An 18,028-nucleotide genomic window follows, 5' to 3' on the forward strand; every position below is an offset into this window, starting at 1 on the left:
GTCGAAGTGGCATTCAGAACAACTCAGCCGCGCAGGCAGTCGAGGACCTTCTCGTGCAGCAGGCCGTTGGTGGCGATCGCGTCGCCACCGTGCGGACCGGGTTCGCCGTCCAGCGCGGAGAAACGCCCGCCCGCTTCGCGGACGAGGATGTCCAGGGCGGCCAGGTCCCACAGCGAGACCTCCGGTTCGGTGGCGATGTCGACGGCGCCTTCGGCGAGCAGGCAGTAGCTGAGGAAATCGCCGTAGCCGCGCACGCGCCACACGTCGTCGGTCAGGGTGAGGAACTGTTCGCGCAGGCCGCGCTCGCGCCAGCCGGACAGACTGGAGAACGCCAGGCTGGCCGAACCCAGCTCGCCGACGGCGGAGACCGAGATCGGCTCGGCCGCCTGCCCGTCGAAGCTCGACCACGCGCCCGATCCCGCGGCCGCCCACCAGCGCCGTACCAGGGACGGCGCGCTCACCACGCCGACAACCGGTTCGCCGTCATCCAGCAGCGCGATCAGCGTCGCCCAGATGGGCACCCCGCGCACGAAGTTCTTCGTGCCGTCGATCGGGTCGATCACCCATTGCCTTCCGCTGAATTCGGCGTCGCCACCGAACTCCTCGCCCAGCACCGCGTCGTCCGGTCGCTGCTCGGACAACACCTGCCGGATCGCCTGCTCCACGGCCAGATCGGCGTCCGACACCGGCGTCAGATCCGGCTTCGCGTCGACCTTCAGGTCCAGCGCGCCGAAGCGAGCCCGGGTGATCGCGTCGGCGGCGTCGGCCAGCCGCAGGGCGAGTTCGAGATCGGAGGAGTACACAGCCACGCTCCGCACCCTATCGGTCCGCCCGGCTGCCGCCGTTCCCGTCCGGCCCTCACCCCACCGGCTCCAGCGACCGTGCCGCGGCCAACGCGCTCGCCCACCAGTGCAGCTGGTCGAGCATCGCCGTCGCGACGGCCGCGGGCTCTTCCGGCTCCCGCAACCGTCCCTCGTCGTCGAACAGCAGGTAGTAGCGCGGGAAGGACACGTAGTGACGAACGGTGTGCGCGTTGAGTTCGTTGAAGATCTGCCGCAGGTGTTCGATGGCTAGCAGGCCGCCGGAGGCTCCGCTGTAGCCGACGAAGCCGATCGCCTTCGCGTCCCACTGGGTGAAGTGCCAATCGATGACGGCCTTGAGGGAGGCGGGGATGCTGCGGTTGTAGTCGGGCGTGACGATGACGAAGGCGTCGGCTGCCGCGAGCCTGCGCGTGAGGTCGGTCATCCCTTCGGGCCGCTGCGGATTCGGGTCCATCGCCGGAGGCACCGCGGGCAACTCCAGGGGAATGTGCGCCTCCGCCAGGTCGATGACGTCCACCTCGAACCCACCGTGCCGCCGCGCCTGCTCGCTGAACCATGTGGCCACCACCGGCCCGAAGCGGCCTTCCCGGACGCTGCCGATGATCACCGCGAGCTTCAAGGGAGCGTTGGACATGCTGTTCCTCCTCGGTTCACGAAGCGGCCCGGCTCGGGCCGCCCACTCAATCTGCTGCCCGGCGCGCGGAGCAGGGAGACCGCCGTAAGAGTGGTAGTGACAGGGACACCCTCCGGGCGGCGCGCCTTGTTAGCTTCGAGAGGTGAGCGACAACGAACTCGGGCTCTTCCTGCGCAGCCGCCGTGAAGCGGTGACGCCCGCGCAGGTCGGCCTGCCCACCGGCCCGCGGCGGCGCACCCCGGGCTTGCGGCGCGCCGAGCTGGCCACCTCGGCCGGGGTCAGCGTGGAGTACGTCACGCGCCTCGAGCAGGGGCGTGACCGGCATCCGTCGCCCCCGGTGCTGTCCGCGCTCGCGGACGCGTTGCGGTTGAGCCCCGCCGAGCGCATCCACCTGCACCGATTGAGCAAGTCGGTGGACAGCGGGTTCACCTGCATGGGCGACGCGCAGCCGCTGCGCGAGGTGCGGCCGACGGTGCGCGCGATCCTGGATCGGCTCGAACCCGCGCCCGCCGTCGTGCTCAACCGCCTCACCGAAGTGCTCGCCTACACCGGCGGTTACCACCGGCTGATGGCGCCGACCGGACTGTTCGACGGCCCGCACACCCCACCCAACCTGGCGCGTTTCGTCTTCTGCCTGCCCGACGCCCGGAACCTCTACCCGGACTGGGAGCACATCGCCGACGCGACGGTCGCCACGTTGAAACAGGGACCGTTCCGAGCCGACCCGCATATCGCCGCCCTCGCCGACGAACTCACCGTCACCGTGGGCCCGGCGTTCGCCGACCGGGTCGAGACGGTGCCGAGCCTGGCCGCCGCCACCGGCATCACCCGTCTCGCCCACCCCGAGGCCGGTTCGCTGCGCCTGGCCTACGAATCCCTCGAGCTCTCCGCCGACGACGACCAGCGGGTGATCGTCTACCTGCCCGCCGACGACGCCACCGCCGCCGCCCTCGACGCGCTCAACGGCCGCCGTCCCGGCGGACTGCACGCGGTCTCGGGCTGAGCGATCGGTATCGCGGCGTGGCCGGTCACCCACAGGCGGAAGGAATCAGTGGAGTTCGACACACCGCCCGGCCGGGCCCGGTCCGGCGGTCCGACAAGACGAACGATCGGCCGCAACGGCATCTCACCGCGCGACAGAACGGTCATCAACCCCACGAATTCCAATCACCAACTGCGCCAAGCGCGGTCGCCGTTTAGGGTGGAAACCCATGAGGCGTCCGGCACAGCGCACCCGTCCCGCGGGGAGCCGGGAACGTGCGTGTGACGTCGCGGCGACCCGACCGGCCGGCCCGCGCACGACGGCGCCCACCCCCGGCGACGCCGTCCCCGGCCATCCCGCGCGCACTCGTGTGCTGCCGTCACAGAGGGGCAGCTAGGCTTGACGATCGTGCATCCTGACGTTTCCGCTGATCTCGCCGAACTCGACGCCACCCTGAAGACGGTCGAATCGGTCCTCGACATCGACGAGCTGCGCCGTCGTATCGACGAGCTCGAGCATCAGGCCGCCGACCCCGACCTGTGGAACGACCAGGACCACGCCCAGCAGGTCACCAGTGAACTGTCGCACGCCCAGGGCGAACTGCGCCGGGTGGAGGAGCTGCGTCAGCGGCTCGACGATCTGCCGGTGCTCTACGAACTGGCCGAGGAGGAAGAGGGCGAGGCCAGGACCAGCGCGCTCGCCGAGGCCGACGCCGAGCGGGTCGCGCTGCACAGCGACGTCGAGGCGATGGAGGTCCGCACGCTGCTGTCGGGCGAGTACGACAAGCGCGACGCGCTGGTGAACATCCGCTCCGGCGCCGGTGGCGTGGACGCGGCCGACTGGGCCGAGATGCTGATGCGCATGTACATCCGTTGGGCCGACCGGCACAAGTACGGGGTCGAGGTCTACGACACCTCCTACGCCGAGGAAGCGGGCATCAAGAGCGCCACCTTCGCGGTGAAGACGCCCTATGCCTACGGCACGCTGTCGGTGGAGATGGGCACCCACCGGCTGGTTCGGATCAGCCCGTTCGACAACCAGGGTCGCCGCCAGACCTCCTTCGCCGAGGTCGAGGTGCTCCCCGTGGTCGAGACCACCGACCACATCGAGGTGCCGGAGACGGAGATCCGCGTCGACGTGTACCGCTCGTCGGGCCCGGGTGGCCAGAGCGTCAACACCACCGACTCCGCGGTCCGCATCACCCACCTGCCCACCGGCATCGTGGTCACCTGCCAGAACGAGAAATCGCAGCTGCAGAACAAGATCTCGGCCATGCGCGTGCTACAGGCCAAGCTCCTGGAGCGCAAGCGGCAGGAAGAGCGCGCCGAGATGGACGCGCTGAAGACCAACGAGGGTGCGTCCTGGGGCAATCAGATGCGCTCCTACGTGCTGCACCCCTACCAGATGGTCAAGGACCTGCGGACGAACTACGAGGTCAACAATCCGTCGGCGGTGCTCGACGGCGACATCGACGGGTTCATCGAGTCGGGTATCCGCTGGCGAATGCGAGAGCAGGCAAGCTAGATGAATGTCGCGGGCATCCAGGCGATCGCTTCCACCGGTTTCACCACGTGGCTACGCGGCGCGGGCCTGGAGATCGTGCTGCTCATCCTCGGTGCCATCCTGTTCAGCCGGTTCGCCACCTACCTGAGGGACCGGGTCACCCGCCGGATCGACGCCGGATTCCACAGCAGCGACGCCCTGGTGCGCACCGAGGCGGCCAAGCATCGGCACGCGCTGGCCCAGGTGATCACCTGGGTCGTGCTGACCATCGTCTACGTGCTGATCACCATGGAGGTGCTGCGGCGGCTCGGCTTCGCCGTCACCGGATTGGTCGCGCCCGCCGCGGTGCTCGGTGCCGCGCTCGGTTTCGGCGCCCAGCGCATCGTGCAGGACATCCTCGCCGGATTCTTCCTGATCACCGAGCGGCAGTACGGGTTCGGCGATGTGGTCCGCATCGCGGTGACTGGAGCCGCGGAGCAGGCGGAAGGTACGGTCGAGGACGTCACGCTGCGGATCACCACGTTGCGCAACGCCGACGGTGAAGTGATCACGGTGCCCAACGGCCAGATCGTGAAGGTCACGAACCTGTCGAAGGACTGGGCACGCGCCGCGATCGACGTGCCGGTGGCCGCCAGCGCTGACATCACCAGGGTCAACGAGATCCTGCACGAGGTCGGTACAAAGGCGTACGAAGACGCTCGTCTGAAGCCGTTGCTGCTCGACGAGCCCACCGTCATGGGTGTGGAAGACCTCACCGTCGACCAGATGAACATCCGAATGGTTGCCCGGACGTTGCCGGGCAAACAGTTCGAAGTCGGACGCGAGCTGCGGGTGCGAGTCGCCGCGGCGCTGCGCCGGGAGGGAATCAGTGAGACCACGTAGATCCACGGCGATCCTGATGGCAACCTGGGTCGCCACGTTCGTGCTGTACGTCTTCGTCAAACCCGACGAAACCACCACCCCTCCGGCCACCCTGGTCAACGCTGTTCCAGCAGCGGTGATCACGGAACCGCCGGGCCGCTGAGCCGAGCGCGACGGCCCGCCGCCACGCTGTCACCCATGGTTGACGACGCAGGCCGCGACCGGTTGCTGGTTACACTGGCTCCCCGTGATCACCATGCGGAACGTGACCAAGTCGTACAAGACCTCGACGCGACCCGCGCTGGACGACATCACCGTCGATGTGGGCAAGGGCGAGTTCGTCTTCATCATCGGACCGTCCGGCTCGGGCAAATCGACCTTCATGCGATTGCTGCTGAAGGAGGAGGCGCCGACGGCGGGCGAGATCAGAGTCGCCGATTTCCGGGTCGACCGGTTACCCGGCCGCAAGGTGCCCAAGTTGCGCCAGCGCATCGGGTGCGTGTTCCAGGACTTCCGGCTGCTGCAGCAGAAGACGGTGTACCAGAACGTCGCGTTCGCGCTGGAGGTGATCGGCAAGCGGCGCCAGTTCATCGACCGCACCGTTCCCGAGGTGCTCGACATGGTGGGGCTCGGCGGCAAGGCCGACCGGCTGCCGACCGAGCTCTCCGGCGGTGAACAGCAGCGCGTCGCGATCGCGCGGGCGTTCGTTAACCGGCCGCTGGTCCTGCTGGCCGACGAACCGACCGGCAATCTCGATCCCGACACCAGCGCCGACATCATGATGCTGCTGGAGCGGATCAACCGCGTCGGCACCACGGTGGTGATGGCCACCCACGACAACCACATCGTCGACGCGATGCGCAGGCGGGTGGTCGAGCTCGACCACGGACGCTTGGTGCGAGACGAGGCCACGGGCGTGTACGGGGTGGGCCGGTAATGCGCGCGAGCTTCCTGTTCGGCGAGGTCTTCGCGGGCCTGCGCCGCAACGTCACGATGACCATCGCGATGATCCTGACCACGGCGGTCTCGCTCACCATGCTCGGCGGCGGTCTGCTCGCGGTGCGCATCGCGGACAAGACCGAGCAGTACTTCCTGGACCGGCTGGAGGTGCGGCTGTACCTCACCGAGGACGTCTCGGCCAACGACCCGGACTGCTCGCAGGACCCGTGCCGGTCGCTCATGGCGGATCTGAAGGCCACCGGCGGCGTGGAGTCGGTCCAGTTCCTCAATCGGGAGGAGGCCGTCCGCGAGGCCAAGGAGAAGACCTTCAAGGACCAGCCCGAGCTGGCCAAATACGTCAGCGAGACTCCGCTGCCCGCGTCACTGCGGGTGAAAATGGAGGACGCGGAGCTCTACCCCACGATCTACGAGAAGTTCTACGATCGCCCCGGCGTCGGCATGGTGCGCAACGACAAGGACATCGTGGACCGGCTGGTCAGCCTGTTCGACGGGTTGCGCAACGCGGCCTTCGGTCTGGCCGTGCTGCAAGCGCTGGCCGCGGTGATGCTGATCGCCAACATGGTGCAGATCGCCGCGTTCACCCGGCGCACCGAGGTCGGCATCATGCGATTGGTCGGGGCGACCCGCTGGTACACCCAGTTGCCGTTCCTGCTCGAGGCCATGGTCGCCGCGCTGGCCGGCTCGGTGCTCGCGGTGCTGGGTCTGCTCATCGCCCGCCCGCTGGTGATCGACCGCGCCCTCGGCGACCTGTTCGCCAGCAAGGTCTTCCCCCGCATCACCGGCGACGACATCGCGATGACCGCGCTGGTCATCGCCCCGGTCGGCATCGTCTTCGCGGCGATCACGGCCTACGCGACGCTGCGCTACTACGTGCGCGAGTGAGCGCCGGAGCCGGTGGCCGCCGCGCCACCGGCTCGTCCGGGCCGGGCCTTCCCGTCGTATCGCCGCCTGGGGCACATCCCAGAGCACAACCTCGACATCTTCCTTGACGTCCAGATACGCCGACGAATCCCCCGCCATGTGTTCACGGGCCGCGGCTTCCAGCATTGTCCGTAGCCGGTGAGCGGCTTCCCGGTGTGCCCGAGTCGGCGATGCGCAACGGACGGCGGCTCCGTTCACCACCTCCACCAAGCGGCGGAACTCCTCGGGAAGCTCGCGCCAGATGCCGACCGTGATCGGCTCCGGCTGCACGTTGTCCGGCCTGGCTCAGTCGAAGATCGACACGTCTCCGGAGTGCAGTGAGGACGCGACCTGCCGCTCGAACAGGCCGCCACCTCACCCGGCCAGGGGTCGTACGTACTGCGCTACACCGGCCCCCGAACCTCCGGTGGTCCGGTCGGTAGCCGCAACAGTCGGCCCGCCCACCTGTCATCCCGCGGAACTCGCGATCGCTCGCCCCGCGCGGATCCCCCATGACGCGGGCAGTTGGAAACCCACCGGAACGGATAACGAATCAGGATCGATCGCCGCTTTCGCCTTGGAACGGGGCGAATCGGCGGCGGCCGCTTCGACTGTTCTGCCCGGCAGCTTCTCCAGCAGGCCGGAAAGCGCAGCTCATCGCCCTGGCAGGCGTGGTGCCGCCCCCGGTGCGGACGGTGTCCAATCGCCGACTGCCCAGCTCTGGGCACTTGTCCAGCAAGGCCCGAATTCCCCGCGTATGCTGCCTCTCGACGCCGTTCTTACTCAGCAGTAAGATAGCCTTACTCTGGAGTAAGATAGCCGGAGACAGACCGCACCAAACCGTCCGAGAAAACAGGTGATGATGAGCACTCGAGACAGCGCAACGAAGCGACGTCCAGACACGTCCGCGGTCGGCCTGACCCAACCCAAGCGGGATTGGATGGGCGCGGCGATGCGGGTCATGACGACTCTCACCGGGTCGGAACTCGCCGAAAAATACAACCTGCGCAAGCCGATCGAGCGCGTCACCTATGAGGGCACCAAGACCGGCTTCCGCACACTCGGCGCGGCGACCCGCGCGTTCGCCAGGGTGGCGGGCAGTGGCGCGCCGAAGCGCCTGGCCACCAACGAGGCGAAAAACAAGGACTTCTTCGACCTGACGCCGTCGGACGAACAGCAGATGATCGTCGAGACGGTGCGGGAGTTCGCCGCCGAGATCCTGCGCCCGGCCGCCTACGAGGCCGACAACGCCGCCAAGGCGCCCCGCGACCTGCTCGAGCGCGCCGCCGAACTCGGCATCACCCTGATCAACGTGCCCGAGGAACTCGAGGGTGCGGCCTCCGAGCGCGGTGCGGTGACCAACTCGCTGGTCGCCGAGGCGCTCGCGCACGGCGACATGGGTCTGGCCCTGCCCATCCTGGCGCCCAGCGGCGTCGCGGTCGCGCTCTCGCAGTGGGGCAGCGACGCGCAGCAGAAGACCTACCTGCCGTCCTTCACCGGTGAGAACGTGCCGCAGGCCTCCGTGGTGATCAGCGAGCCGCGCGCCCTGTTCGATCCGTTCGCCCTGGACACCAAGGCGGTGCGCTCGCCGAGCGGCTATCGCATCTCGGGCGTGAAGAGCCTGGTGCCCGCCGCGGCCGATGCCGAGCTGTTCCTCGTCGCCGCGGAGCTGGACGGCCGTCCCGCACTGTTCATCGTCGAGTCGGACGCGCCGGGCCTGGTGGTGGAGGCCGACCCGAGCATGGGTCTGCGCGCCGCGGGCCTGGGCCGCCTGATCCTGGACAATGTCGCGGTCGGCACCGACGCCATCCTGGGCGATGGTGACGCCGCGGCCCGCGCCGAGGAGTACGCCGACGCCGTGCGCCTGGCCCGCCTCGGCTGGGCTTCGCTCGCCGCGGGCACCGGTAAGGCCGTGCTGGACTACGTGATCCCGTACGTGAACGAGCGCGAAGCGTTCGGCGAGCCGATCTCGCACCGTCAGGCGGTCGCGTTCATGGTCGCCAACATCGCCATCGAGCTCGACGGCCTGCGGCTGGTGACGCTGCGCGGCGCTTCGCGCGCGGAGCAGGGCCTGTCCTTCGGCCGCGAGGCGGCGCTGGCCCGCAAGCTCGCCACCGACAAGGGCATGCAGATCGGCCTCGACGGCGTGCAGCTGCTCGGCGGTCATGGCTTCACCAAGGAACACCCGGTCGAGCGCTGGTACCGCGACCTGCGGGCCATCGGCATCGCCGAAGGTGTCGTGCTCATCTAACCGGCCCGTTCCGTTTTCCAGGAGACCTCACCCATGATCAATCTCGAACTCCCCAAGAAGCTGCGGGCCAGCGCGAACCAGGCGCACCAGGTCGCGCAGGAGATCTTCCGCCCGATCTCGCGCAAGTACGACCTCGCCGAGCACGACTACCCGGTCGAGCTGGACACCATGGCCGCCATGGTCGAGGGTCTGGCCGACTCCGGCACCCAGAAGATCGGCGGCGCCGCCGGTGGCCGTTCCGACGACAGCGACACCGACCGTCACGCCACCGAGCTGCTCGGCAACACCAACGGCGGCAACATGTCCGCGCTGCTGAACGCGCTGGAGACCTCGTGGGGCGACGTCGGCCTCATGCTGTCGATCCCCTACCAGGGCCTGGGCAACGCGGCCATCGCCGCCGTGGCCACCGACGAGCAGTTGAAGCGCTTCGGCAAGGTGTGGGCCTCGATGGCGATCACCGAGCCGTCGTTCGGCTCCGACTCCGCCGCCGTGTCCACCACCGCCGTGCTCGACGGCGACGAGTGGGTGCTCAACGGCGAGAAGATCTTCGTCACCGCGGGCCAGCGCTCGACCCACATCGTGGTCTGGGCGACGGTGGACAAGAGCCTCGGACGCGCGGCGATCAAGTCGTTCGTCGTGCCGCGCGACGCTCCCGGCCTCTCGGTGGCCCGGCTCGAGCACAAGCTCGGCATCAAGGCCTCCGACACCGCCGTGCTCCTGTTGCAGGACTGCCGGATTCCGAAGGACAACATCCTCGGTAGCCCGGAAGTCAACGTGGAGAAGGGTTTTGCCGGGGTCATGCAGACCTTCGACAACACCCGTCCGCTCGTCGCCGCGATGGCGATCGGCGTCGCCCGCGCCGCGCTCGAAGAGCTGCGCTCGATTCTGACCGGCGCCGGTGTGGAGATCTCCTACGACACCCCGGCCAACAACCAGAACGCCGCCGCCGCCGAATTCCTGCGGATGGAAGCCGATTACGAGGCCGCCTACCTGCTCGCCCTGCGTGCCGCGTGGATGGCCGACAACAAGAAGCCCAACTCGCTCGAGGCGTCCATGTCCAAGGCGAAGGCGGGCCGCACCGGCACCGACGTCACCTTGAAAGCCGTCGAACTGGCCGGGGCCATCGGCTACTCCCAGCGCACCCTGCTGGAGAAGTGGGGCCGTGACTCGAAGATCCTGGACATCTTCGAAGGAACCCAGCAGATCCAGCAGCTCATCGTGGCCCGCCGCATCCTGGGCAAGACCAGCGCCGAGCTGAAATAGGCTGGTAGACAACGGAAAACCGGTGCGAGTCCGCTCATCAACTCGCACCGGTTTTTTCGTGTCCGACGTTCGGCTCATCGGTCTACCGCTCGCTCAGGCCGCCTGTAGGCCGTCATCGCCGGAAAGCTCCCAGATTCGGGCCGCCTCATCCACGGCCTGACGGGCACGCTCATGACTGGACGGAAGCAGATGCGTGTAGACCCGGAGAGTGAATCCAGGATCCTCGTGCCCGAGGTAGTCAGCCAGCTCCTTGACCGACACCCCGCGCGAGAGCAACTTGGACGCATACAGGTGCCGAAGCCCGGAGTGCATCCCGTCGGCCCGATTCTGGTAGTCCAATCCCGCTTTGCCGAACGCCGGTTTCCACACGATCTTGGTGAACAGATCCCCGCTCATCGCGCCGCCTCGCTCGTTGACGACCAGCAGACGGACCGTGACCGGATCACCATCGGCCGAGCCCCACGGCAGCGTGACCGGCCGCGGCGGGAACAACTTCATATGCTGGTCGATCGCGTCAAGCACTGCACTGGACAGCGGAATGTAGCGGGTCTTCTCCCGCTTCGGGAGCGCGAACATCAGCGTGCCCTTGACGTACTTCACCTGTCGCTGAATGTGCACCGTCATGGCCTCTCGGTCGATGTCGTCGGGTGAGAGGCCAAGCAATTCTCCTTGCCGCAGTCCCAGACCCGCGCCGACCGGGATCGCGATCGAGTACCGCTCCCCCACGCTGCCCAGTCCACGTCGCACCGCCGTCACGCGGTCATCCGCCCACACGACGACCTTCGGGCTACGCCGCACCGGCCGACGCACCGTCTTGGCGTTGCACGGGTTCTGCCGAATCAGCTTGTCATCCACCGCTGTGTCCAGTACACCCGCGACGATGTCGAACAGCACAGCCATGTAGTTGTCTGAGTACTTCCGTTCCTCCAGCTCGCTCACCCAGTCGCGCACAGTGGACGGCAGAATGCGCCCCACCGGCAGGTCGCCGAAGGCTGGATAGATGCGAGATTCGAGCCGACTCCGCAGCGCTTCTCGTGTCGCCGGGTCCGACGACTGCGCCCGATACCAGCTTTCTGCCTGTTGCCGAAAGGTCTTCCGGGACGCGCGAGGGTCGATGTACTTGCCCTCCCGCTTGTCGGATTCAACCTCGATCAGGAAGTCGTCGGCGCGCTTCTTCTCCCGGTCCGGAAACGACTTCGACCGTTCCACGCCGTCCGGGTCGATGTAGCGAACCCGGTAGCGCAGGCCACGGCCGAACAGTTCGGTCTTCTCCATCACCGGCTTACCGCGGCCGTTGACGATGACCTTGCCGTCTTCGTCACGCTTGGGCCGCCACCAGCGATCATCAACGTGACCCATCAGGCAGCCTCATCCAGGTCAGCCCACGCCCGCAGCTTCGCAGGGTTGTAGCGCAGGTGCCGACCGATCTTGCGGACCGGCGGCCCCTCACCGAGCCACTTCCACTGGTAGAGCGTCTTGACCGGCACGTTCAGGAAGTACGCGGCTTCCTCCACCGTCCACAGTCGATCCTTCGGTAGATCCATGGCTACCTCCCCTATGCCGCTTGCTGAATTGCCGAATGTTCTTGCTGTGCTGCTGCTCCCGCCGCGAGCAGGGCGTTGGTGTATTCCGCGCGCCATTTCGTGCGTTGGGCGATCGCGGCCAGGATCAGGTGATCCCGGGGCGGGGCGGCCTGGTCTCCTGGTTCGACCGGCCGGATGATCAGATGCGAGGTGTCGGGTTTGTGGATGCCGACCGAGGCCAGCAGTTGCCGAACGAACTCCGCCCGATCCGCTTTGTGGTCCGGAAGCGTCTTCCCCGACCAGCGACGCGACACCAGCACCCGGCGACCGGGCAGGCCGAGAGTGTCCCGGCGGTGGGCCTTGCCCTTGCAGCGGCCGGGAATCGTCTTGTCACTGGCACCCTGGGGCACGATGCCGTACCGCAGCCACACCGCACACCGAGGCGAACACGGAGTGTGCTGGAGTTCGGCATGAAGTCGGTCGTAGTGGATCGCCGTCCGGGTCGACTCGGTCTCCAGGACCTCGCTGATGGACTTGGTGAGGTACTTCGTCACGTACCCGATGGCCCGGTCTGCCTTGTCGCCGGGGATGTAGCCCTTCATGTGGCCGGGGTCCATGCGTTCGCCGAACCGCACCGTGTACGCCGGTTCCAGATCATCCACCGCGTCCAGCACGTCGAGGGCGTCATCCCATCCGGTCAACGCCTGCCCCGAATCAGGATCGACGAAGGTCATGGCCCGGTAGTCCCACACCGGCATCTTCTCCCCGGAGTACACCTCGTTGTCGGGGTCGAAGTGCGGCCACCACACTTGGTGGTAGGTCGCCGCGGTCACCAGCCGCAGAATCTCCCGCGAGATGACGCCGCGCAGCAGCAGGTGCAGGTGCGGAGCGCCCCGCTTCTGCGGCTCGACGGTGGCGAAGTACTGCACGTCGTAGCCGACGCAGCGGCGCAGGTTCTGAATCCACCGGTCGACCAGCTTGGAGAAGAACACGATGTCGCGCGCCGCCCGCGCGTAGTCGTACTCGTCAGGCCTACGCGGCGAGCCATCCGAGCACGGCTTGCCCTCCGCATCCACCGCGCCGTCCTGATTGATCGACCCATAGGACGGCATCGTGAGCGTCACCATCATCGAGGACCGGTAGCCGCCGATCACCCGCCCGATCGTGTGCCGTTCGACCTTCTTGCGTGGCAAGTTCGGCACGTCCTGGCGCCGCTTGGTCGAGCGGGACCGCCGCTTCCGGTCGGTCGGGTCCAGTGGTGGGATGGGGCCGCGGAACCCGGAGTCTCGAAGGTCGCGGTCGAGACTGCCGACCACTTCACCGATGGCATCAGCCATCTCGTCATCACCGTCGTCGCGGGCCTGTCGGTATTGCTGCACCAGATCGGCGCGAGCGGTGAGCAACTCGGTTTGGGTGTCGGAGGGGTCGCGGGTTTCCTCGACCGGTTCGACTTCGGCGTGCCAGCCCTCCCGGCATTGGGTCATCCGCAGCCAGCGGGCCTTGTCCGCGCACGGCTTGCACACCGTGGCGACGGTGGACTTGCAGGGTGAGGCGACGTATTCGACCTTGCCGGTTCGCGGGTCGAACGACCGCATGGTCACCGGCCGCACGCAGACCCCGAACTTCTCCGCCGCAGCCAAGGCGACATCGGTGAAGTTCGGAAGTGCACGACGCTCAGCGGCAGTCTGGCGGACCGGAGCAGCCTCGTTGCCGTCGTTGTCGAGGTTGATGGGTGTGGTCATGCTGCTCGTCCTTCCCCCTTGGTCCAGTGGTCGACCCGCGGCAAGATGACCGTCTCCGCCAACGAGTCCAAGCGGCGGAAGGCGAGTTCCACCGTGCCGGGTCCCGTGATGGTGGCGCGGCAGTCCAGGGCGCCGAAGGCGTGCGCCAGATGCGAGACCCGGTTTTCGAAGTCGGCCGGGCAGTGGCCGTCGAGCATCCGTACCCGCACCCGATCGGTCGCCGGGCCGATGTCGGCCGACAGCAGCCGCGGGATGAACGTGCGGTCGTTACGGTCGATGCTCAGGTGGCAAGCCGTCATGAGTTTCGCCCAGCGACGGCGGTAGCGGAACCAGGTCAGGAACCGGGTACGGGCCCGTCGGGTCACCCACCGCTCGAACATCTCCGGACGCCGCAGCCGCCAGAGGATGATCCCCGCGGCCGACACCCCGACCACCACGAGGGCCGCGACCGGTCCCCAGAAAAGGCCGGCCGCGCACGCGAGGACCACCGGGACGGAGAACATCGGAAACAGCACCGCCCACTGGGCAAGCACGCCGCCCGAGATGAATGCCCACCACACGAGGTTGAGTGCGGCCAGCCCGATCAGGTCGAACGGGTCACGCTGCCCGCTCTTGGTTGTCGTGGTCACGACTGGTCTCCTTGCTTGGGATCGAACAGCGACAGGTGCCCCGAGCACGGGGCGGAAAGGTCCTTGCGGGGAAGCCGCTTGCGGCTGGTCACCTGGTCGGAAGCGGCTTGCACAATCGGGTTGACTTCAGGTGCGGCCGGTCGGGTCTTGCTCATGCCGCCCAGTCCCCGCCGTCGTAGTCGTCGTAGTCGTCGCTGCTGCCCCAGGCCGGGGCCGACCCGGTCTCGGCGAGCAGGTTGACCGCGATCGCTACCGGATCGAGGCCACGGGCTTCGAGCTGGCAACGGCGGCGGGCTTGCAGGTCGATGACGTTGTCGTCGTAGCGGTGGTTGCTCATGGCTGTGCCTCGATTTCAGGGACGCCGCACACCTCGCAGGTGCGGGAACGGGTGGAATTGCCCAGCGCCCACACCGTGGTGCGCCAGGACTCGGGGAAGGTGTGGCCGTGCTCGACGCACCGGTTAGTGGCCTGGCAGCCGTCGCAGGTGACCTTGTCGCCGTCGTAGACCCAGCCCACACCGCCCGCGGAATGGACGGTCAGATACGCGATGGCCTGGGTGATGGAGTCGAAGCAAATCGCTTCGTTCTCGCCCTCGGTGTAGTGGTCGCCGCAGGTATCGCAGTACACGACCACATGAACCTCGGTCACGAACCCGCGTTTCATGCCGCCACCGGCCCGTCTTCGGACTCGTCACCGAGGTCGTCGGGGTCGAAGTCGCTGTAGTCGCCTTGGGGTGCGAGGTCGATGCCGTGACCGCGCGGGGCGTAGCGCTCGCACAGTTCGGCGATGTCCTCGCGGGAGACGAAGTACGAACGCGCCCGCACGATGTTCGGGGTTCCGTCCTCACGCACGTAGGCGACACCGGGTGTGGTGTAAGGAATTTCGTCGCAGCGGGCGCCCCGCTCACGGGCCGAATCGCCGTGCACCATACCGATCTGGGTCTTCTCATCCAGACGCAGGGCGATCCGGATCGGGATCAACTGACGTTGCGGCAGGGTGTCTTTCGACGGGTCCTGCACACAGGTGATCACGCAGATACCCGGCGCCCGGCCCTGGGTGAGCAGCTTGCCGTAATGGCGGTCGAACTTCTTGGTCGTGTCGGGTTCGGCGTAGGCGGTCATCGCCGCCGCCTCGTCCACAATGATCACGATCAGCGGTTCATCCACGGTCGGGACGTGCTTCTCGATACCGGCTTCCATGCACCGCGCGGCCCGTTCCAACATGAGGGCTTCGGCGTCGGCCATCATCGCGACGATGCCCTCATCGGTGTACTCGAAGCGGGTCAGCAGCGCTTTGCCGCGCCCGAACTCCATACCGCCCTTCGGGTCCGCCACCCACAGCTCCACCAGACCCGAAGCGATGGCCGGGGCGAGTCCGGCGATGATCGCCCACACCAACCCGCCCTTACCGGCGTTGGTGCCGCCCGCGATCAACAGATGCCTATACAGCAGCGCCAGATACCAGGTGCCGCCGTCTTCCAGCACGCCGACGGGGATCGCCTCCAAGTCCACGCCGTTGTGGACCCCCGACGCCCTTGTCGGGTCCGCGAGCGTGTCGAACACCCGCAGTTGGAGACGAACCACCCCCGGATCAGGGAAAACCACCGTCACGTTCGGTACCGCCAGCACTTGCGCGAACGCGTCTATCGCGTCCTCACCGGCCCAGTCCTTGCGGGTCTGCCCGGCCATCATCAGGAAGTCGATTTGCAGGCCGTAGTCGGTGTAGACCCAGTCCTCCAGCGTCGGGAAACCGCTCTCGGCCGAGCCGAGCCCCAGCGCGGTGAACATGTACTGCTGCTGCCGCAGATCAGCGACCACCAGCACCGCCGTGCGCAGCTCGACCGGAGCAGCCGCAGCGACCTCACGGGCATCACCAGCCGGTTGCACGCCTGTACCGAATGCGGCGAGTGACCGCAGCCACCAGAACGCTGAGGCCCCCGTGCACATACCGCTAGCGAGCATGACCGTTCCCGCGACGCTCATCAGAATCCCCACCCTTCCGAGCCGCGCTCCAGCTCGCAGAACAGACGACACCCCTCCGGAGCCGGAGACGACGCCGGGGCCTTCTCGGTATTCGGCCGACCGAGACCGGCGTCCTCGCAGAACATCACGCACCCGCGCGGAGCCGGAGCAGCCGGAGTCTCGGTTGTGGTGGCTACCGCCGAGGAGGACGCAGCGGCCGGGACGATCGGGGCCGGAGTATCAGAGGTCTGGTCCACCAGCACCCCGACACCGGCCAGCACGCTCACCAGCGCCGACACACCCACCGCCACAGCAGGAACAAATGCAGTCATCTCAACCCCCAACAGGGACAGCGATCGGCAGCATGGTTTGCTGCGGTCGCGAGGAACGAACAGGAATGTGGACCGGCGCAGACGGCACCGGGTGAAGCTCAGCCACCCGCACCGGCTCAGGCACCGGCACCGGCTCGGGCTTGGGCTCGGGGACGGACACCGGTTCCGGCTCAGGCTCAGGCGTTGTCTGCTTCGCGGCAGGCTCGACCACCGGCACCGGGTCGGAAGCCGGGGCGCGGTGCACCCTGCGGAACAACAGAGCCAGCCCGTGAGTGTCGGCCAGCAGGCTTACCGGTGCCACCGCCGCGACGAGGGCCGCCGCCCACCCCGGTAGCGGGTGACCGGAAGCGACCGCGTGAATGCTGTTGCCCGCCACCGATACCGCCGCGCCGATACCGAGCACCCAGGCGAAGAACCGGCGGTCGGACTTCTCATCCGAGGCCAGCACCCCAGCGGTGGCCAGCAGGATCGTGCCGTCCACGATCAAGGGGAACAACCAGGCATCCTCGGCCGGAATCCGTGCCAGCACCCCGAGGTCGCGCAGGGTGGTGAACGACAGCCGGAACGCCGCCGCCGCTACCGCGATACTGATGACCGCGGCGGACCAGCGAGCCCAACGCCGCCATCCCGACTGCTGCTGATCCGCCGCACCCATCACGCGCCTACCCGCCCCGCCGTGACGGTGGCCGTCAACGCCGCCGCCAACTCCAGCGCCTCATCAGCGGTCATCGCCAGATACACCGAGTTCGAGTGCAGCGACACGAACACCTGATCGGTCTCCGCCACGTAACGCAGGTTCACCCGCTTCGGGTCCTCGCGCTTGCCGAACATCACGCCACTGCCTTATCCGCCGACGCGGACACCACGGCATCGTGCTCGGCCAGAACACCCGGCAGGGCTTCGGCCAGCGTGCGGGCATCCTCGATGCTCAGGCTCAAATACGCATGCGCATCGACCAATTCGATGAACACCGTCGCCGGGATCACACCGCCGCCGTATGTCGATTCGCGCTCGGGGTGGTACTCGGCGGTGATCCCGTCATAACCGGAAACGGTGGTGTGGAAGAACGACATGATCACGCCGCCTTACCGGTCGGACGAGCCGCACCCGGATCGGCCGGAGCCTGCTTCGCACCCGAGGTATCGCCCTTGATCCCCGTCGCGCGGATCATGAAGCCGATCGACTTGAACTGGCCGTTACCGACCACGCGAGGCTTGAGCAGCAGCCCCTCCAGCTCGATCGGACGCAGGCCCTCCATGACCTCCGGCTCCGAAGGAACCGGCATCTGGTCAGCAACAAACGTGATATCGAAACTGGCCTGGTTCGCCTTGCCGCCCGCCCGGTCCATGATCGTCGCCTTCCACAGGCGCTTACCCGAGCCATTGCCATCACGGTCGTAGTCGACCGCCTGACGCTTCGGCGCGTTGCGGTCCTCGCTGAACTCGGTCTGCGCCTCGATGTCGCCGAGCAGCAGCACACCCTTCGGGAACACCGAACGGAAATCGGTCGGAATCCACATGTCCTTCAATGCCATTGCTCAATCTCCTCGTTGGTAGTAGCTCGACTCGTTTACACCCTCTAAACTCAATAGATGCGAAACGCTCGGATCGGTTTAGGGGGGATAAACTCAGGCTACGTCAGTCAGCCCCACGAGTCAAGACCCTCT

At 67.4% G+C, this 18,028-nt stretch carries 23 protein-coding genes; 8 read left to right on the top strand and 15 right to left on the bottom strand.

Annotation, left to right across the window (positions count from 1 at the left end; all coding sequences use genetic code 11):
* Positions 1-23: 23 nt before the first annotated feature.
* The gene (gene hisN / locus ABZ420_RS03960; protein ID WP_357116830.1) at positions 24-809 is read right to left on the bottom strand and encodes a histidinol-phosphatase; all 786 of its coding nucleotides are present in this window, start codon (positions 807-809) and stop codon (positions 24-26) included.
* Positions 810-858: 49 nt separating this feature from the next.
* Entirely contained in the window at positions 859-1,455 is a 597-nt protein-coding gene (locus tag ABZ420_RS03965; protein ID WP_357116832.1) for an NAD(P)H-dependent oxidoreductase, read from the bottom strand.
* A gap of 142 nt (positions 1,456-1,597) precedes the next feature.
* On the opposite strand from ABZ420_RS03965, the gene ABZ420_RS03970 reads away from it, so the two are divergent.
* From ABZ420_RS03970 to ABZ420_RS04005, 8 genes are all read left to right on the top strand, one after another.
* Positions 1,598-2,458 carry a helix-turn-helix transcriptional regulator gene (locus tag ABZ420_RS03970; RefSeq protein ID WP_357116834.1) on the top strand — a complete coding sequence of 287 codons (861 nt, stop codon included), beginning with the start codon at positions 1,598-1,600 and terminating at the stop codon, positions 2,456-2,458.
* A gap of 387 nt (positions 2,459-2,845) precedes the next feature.
* On the top strand, positions 2,846-3,961 hold the full coding sequence (gene prfB, locus ABZ420_RS03975) for a peptide chain release factor 2 (RefSeq protein ID WP_062969587.1): 1,116 nt from the start codon (positions 2,846-2,848) through the stop codon (positions 3,959-3,961).
* The gene (locus ABZ420_RS03980) at positions 3,962-4,822 is read left to right on the top strand and encodes a mechanosensitive ion channel family protein (protein WP_062969381.1); all 861 of its coding nucleotides are present in this window, start codon (positions 3,962-3,964) and stop codon (positions 4,820-4,822) included.
* Between the two features lie 16 nt (positions 4,823-4,838).
* On the top strand, positions 4,839-4,964 hold the full coding sequence (locus tag ABZ420_RS03985) for a hypothetical protein (protein ID WP_281032555.1): 126 nt from the start codon (positions 4,839-4,841) through the stop codon (positions 4,962-4,964).
* An 84-nt stretch (positions 4,965-5,048) separates the two neighbouring features.
* Positions 5,049-5,738: a cell division ATP-binding protein FtsE gene (gene ftsE / locus ABZ420_RS03990; protein ID WP_040868868.1), complete on the top strand. Its 690-nt coding sequence runs from the start codon at positions 5,049-5,051 to the stop codon at positions 5,736-5,738.
* Entirely contained in the window at positions 5,738-6,643 is a 906-nt protein-coding gene (gene ftsX / locus ABZ420_RS03995; protein WP_062969379.1) for a permease-like cell division protein FtsX, read from the top strand. The genes ftsE and ftsX overlap by 1 nt, the downstream gene beginning before the upstream one ends.
* A gap of 877 nt (positions 6,644-7,520) precedes the next feature.
* Positions 7,521-8,912, top strand: a complete 1,392-nt coding sequence (locus ABZ420_RS04000; RefSeq protein ID WP_357116836.1) for an acyl-CoA dehydrogenase family protein — start codon at positions 7,521-7,523, stop codon at positions 8,910-8,912.
* A 33-nt stretch (positions 8,913-8,945) separates the two neighbouring features.
* Positions 8,946-10,175 carry an acyl-CoA dehydrogenase family protein gene (locus ABZ420_RS04005; protein ID WP_357116838.1) on the top strand — a complete coding sequence of 410 codons (1,230 nt, stop codon included), beginning with the start codon at positions 8,946-8,948 and terminating at the stop codon, positions 10,173-10,175.
* 93 nt (positions 10,176-10,268) lie between these two features.
* Here the strand turns inward: ABZ420_RS04005 and ABZ420_RS04010 are convergent, their stop codons facing one another.
* The 13 genes from ABZ420_RS04010 to ABZ420_RS04070 form a co-directional block, all read right to left on the bottom strand.
* Positions 10,269-11,534, bottom strand: coding sequence for a site-specific integrase (locus ABZ420_RS04010; protein ID WP_357116840.1), 1,266 nt, complete (start codon positions 11,532-11,534; stop codon positions 10,269-10,271).
* Positions 11,534-11,719, bottom strand: coding sequence for a helix-turn-helix domain-containing protein (locus ABZ420_RS04015; protein WP_280294954.1), 186 nt, complete (start codon positions 11,717-11,719; stop codon positions 11,534-11,536). The genes ABZ420_RS04010 and ABZ420_RS04015 overlap by 1 nt, the downstream gene beginning before the upstream one ends.
* 11 nt (positions 11,720-11,730) lie before the next feature.
* Positions 11,731-13,440, bottom strand: coding sequence for a replication initiator (locus ABZ420_RS04020; RefSeq protein WP_357116842.1), 1,710 nt, complete (start codon positions 13,438-13,440; stop codon positions 11,731-11,733).
* A complete protein-coding gene (locus ABZ420_RS04025; RefSeq protein WP_357116844.1) occupies positions 13,437-14,069 on the bottom strand; it encodes a hypothetical protein in 633 nt (210 codons plus the stop codon). The genes ABZ420_RS04020 and ABZ420_RS04025 overlap by 4 nt, the downstream gene beginning before the upstream one ends.
* Complete coding sequence (locus ABZ420_RS04030; RefSeq protein WP_357116846.1) at positions 14,066-14,224, bottom strand: hypothetical protein; 159 nt, start codon at positions 14,222-14,224, stop codon at positions 14,066-14,068. Before ABZ420_RS04030 ends, ABZ420_RS04025 begins: the two co-directional genes overlap by 4 nt.
* Positions 14,221-14,406, bottom strand: coding sequence for a hypothetical protein (locus tag ABZ420_RS04035; RefSeq protein ID WP_357116848.1), 186 nt, complete (start codon positions 14,404-14,406; stop codon positions 14,221-14,223). Before ABZ420_RS04035 ends, ABZ420_RS04030 begins: the two co-directional genes overlap by 4 nt.
* Positions 14,403-14,732 carry a hypothetical protein gene (locus tag ABZ420_RS04040; protein WP_357116850.1) on the bottom strand — a complete coding sequence of 110 codons (330 nt, stop codon included), beginning with the start codon at positions 14,730-14,732 and terminating at the stop codon, positions 14,403-14,405. The genes ABZ420_RS04035 and ABZ420_RS04040 overlap by 4 nt, the downstream gene beginning before the upstream one ends.
* Positions 14,729-15,955 carry a hypothetical protein gene (locus tag ABZ420_RS04045; protein WP_357116852.1) on the bottom strand — a complete coding sequence of 409 codons (1,227 nt, stop codon included), beginning with the start codon at positions 15,953-15,955 and terminating at the stop codon, positions 14,729-14,731. Before ABZ420_RS04045 ends, ABZ420_RS04040 begins: the two co-directional genes overlap by 4 nt.
* 95 nt (positions 15,956-16,050) lie before the next feature.
* A complete protein-coding gene (locus ABZ420_RS04050; protein ID WP_357116854.1) occupies positions 16,051-16,362 on the bottom strand; it encodes a hypothetical protein in 312 nt (103 codons plus the stop codon).
* A 1-nt stretch (position 16,363) separates the two neighbouring features.
* Positions 16,364-17,017: a DUF2637 domain-containing protein gene (locus ABZ420_RS04055; RefSeq protein ID WP_357116856.1), complete on the bottom strand. Its 654-nt coding sequence runs from the start codon at positions 17,015-17,017 to the stop codon at positions 16,364-16,366.
* Positions 17,017-17,196 (bottom strand): hypothetical protein, encoded by a 180-nt coding sequence (locus ABZ420_RS04060; RefSeq protein WP_357116858.1) that lies wholly within the window; start codon positions 17,194-17,196, stop codon positions 17,017-17,019. Before ABZ420_RS04060 ends, ABZ420_RS04055 begins: the two co-directional genes overlap by 1 nt.
* Positions 17,193-17,441, bottom strand: a complete 249-nt coding sequence (locus tag ABZ420_RS04065; protein ID WP_357116860.1) for a hypothetical protein — start codon at positions 17,439-17,441, stop codon at positions 17,193-17,195. The genes ABZ420_RS04060 and ABZ420_RS04065 overlap by 4 nt, the downstream gene beginning before the upstream one ends.
* On the bottom strand, positions 17,438-17,896 hold the full coding sequence (locus ABZ420_RS04070; protein WP_357116862.1) for a hypothetical protein: 459 nt from the start codon (positions 17,894-17,896) through the stop codon (positions 17,438-17,440). Before ABZ420_RS04070 ends, ABZ420_RS04065 begins: the two co-directional genes overlap by 4 nt.
* Between the last annotated feature and the right edge of the window lie 132 nt (positions 17,897-18,028).

It is taken from the genome of Nocardia sp. NPDC005745, assembly GCF_040630775.1.
Taxonomy (GTDB): domain Bacteria; phylum Actinomycetota; class Actinomycetes; order Mycobacteriales; family Mycobacteriaceae; genus Nocardia.

Excerpts from the sequence above, each read along its gene's own strand:
- ABZ420_RS03965 (WP_357116832.1), bottom strand. The coding sequence starts at position 1,455 with ATGTCCAACGCTCCCTTGAAGCTCGCGGTGATCATCGGCAGCGTCCGG.
- ABZ420_RS03980 (WP_062969381.1), top strand. The coding sequence starts at position 3,962 with ATGAATGTCGCGGGCATCCAGGCGATCGCTTCCACCGGTTTCACCACG.
- ABZ420_RS03985 (WP_281032555.1), top strand. The coding sequence starts at position 4,839 with ATGGCAACCTGGGTCGCCACGTTCGTGCTGTACGTCTTCGTCAAACCC.
- ftsX (WP_062969379.1), top strand. The coding sequence starts at position 5,738 with ATGCGCGCGAGCTTCCTGTTCGGCGAGGTCTTCGCGGGCCTGCGCCGC.
- ABZ420_RS04000 (WP_357116836.1), top strand. The coding sequence starts at position 7,521 with ATGATGAGCACTCGAGACAGCGCAACGAAGCGACGTCCAGACACGTCC.
- ABZ420_RS04005 (WP_357116838.1), top strand. The coding sequence starts at position 8,946 with ATGATCAATCTCGAACTCCCCAAGAAGCTGCGGGCCAGCGCGAACCAG.
- ABZ420_RS04010 (WP_357116840.1), bottom strand. The coding sequence starts at position 11,534 with ATGGGTCACGTTGATGATCGCTGGTGGCGGCCCAAGCGTGACGAAGAC.
- ABZ420_RS04015 (WP_280294954.1), bottom strand. The coding sequence starts at position 11,719 with ATGGATCTACCGAAGGATCGACTGTGGACGGTGGAGGAAGCCGCGTAC.
- ABZ420_RS04020 (WP_357116842.1), bottom strand. The coding sequence starts at position 13,440 with ATGACCACACCCATCAACCTCGACAACGACGGCAACGAGGCTGCTCCG.
- ABZ420_RS04030 (WP_357116846.1), bottom strand. The coding sequence starts at position 14,224 with ATGAGCAAGACCCGACCGGCCGCACCTGAAGTCAACCCGATTGTGCAA.
- ABZ420_RS04035 (WP_357116848.1), bottom strand. The coding sequence starts at position 14,406 with ATGAGCAACCACCGCTACGACGACAACGTCATCGACCTGCAAGCCCGC.
- ABZ420_RS04040 (WP_357116850.1), bottom strand. The coding sequence starts at position 14,732 with ATGAAACGCGGGTTCGTGACCGAGGTTCATGTGGTCGTGTACTGCGAT.
- ABZ420_RS04050 (WP_357116854.1), bottom strand. The coding sequence starts at position 16,362 with ATGACTGCATTTGTTCCTGCTGTGGCGGTGGGTGTGTCGGCGCTGGTG.
- ABZ420_RS04055 (WP_357116856.1), bottom strand. The coding sequence starts at position 17,017 with ATGGGTGCGGCGGATCAGCAGCAGTCGGGATGGCGGCGTTGGGCTCGC.
- ABZ420_RS04070 (WP_357116862.1), bottom strand. The coding sequence starts at position 17,896 with ATGGCATTGAAGGACATGTGGATTCCGACCGATTTCCGTTCGGTGTTC.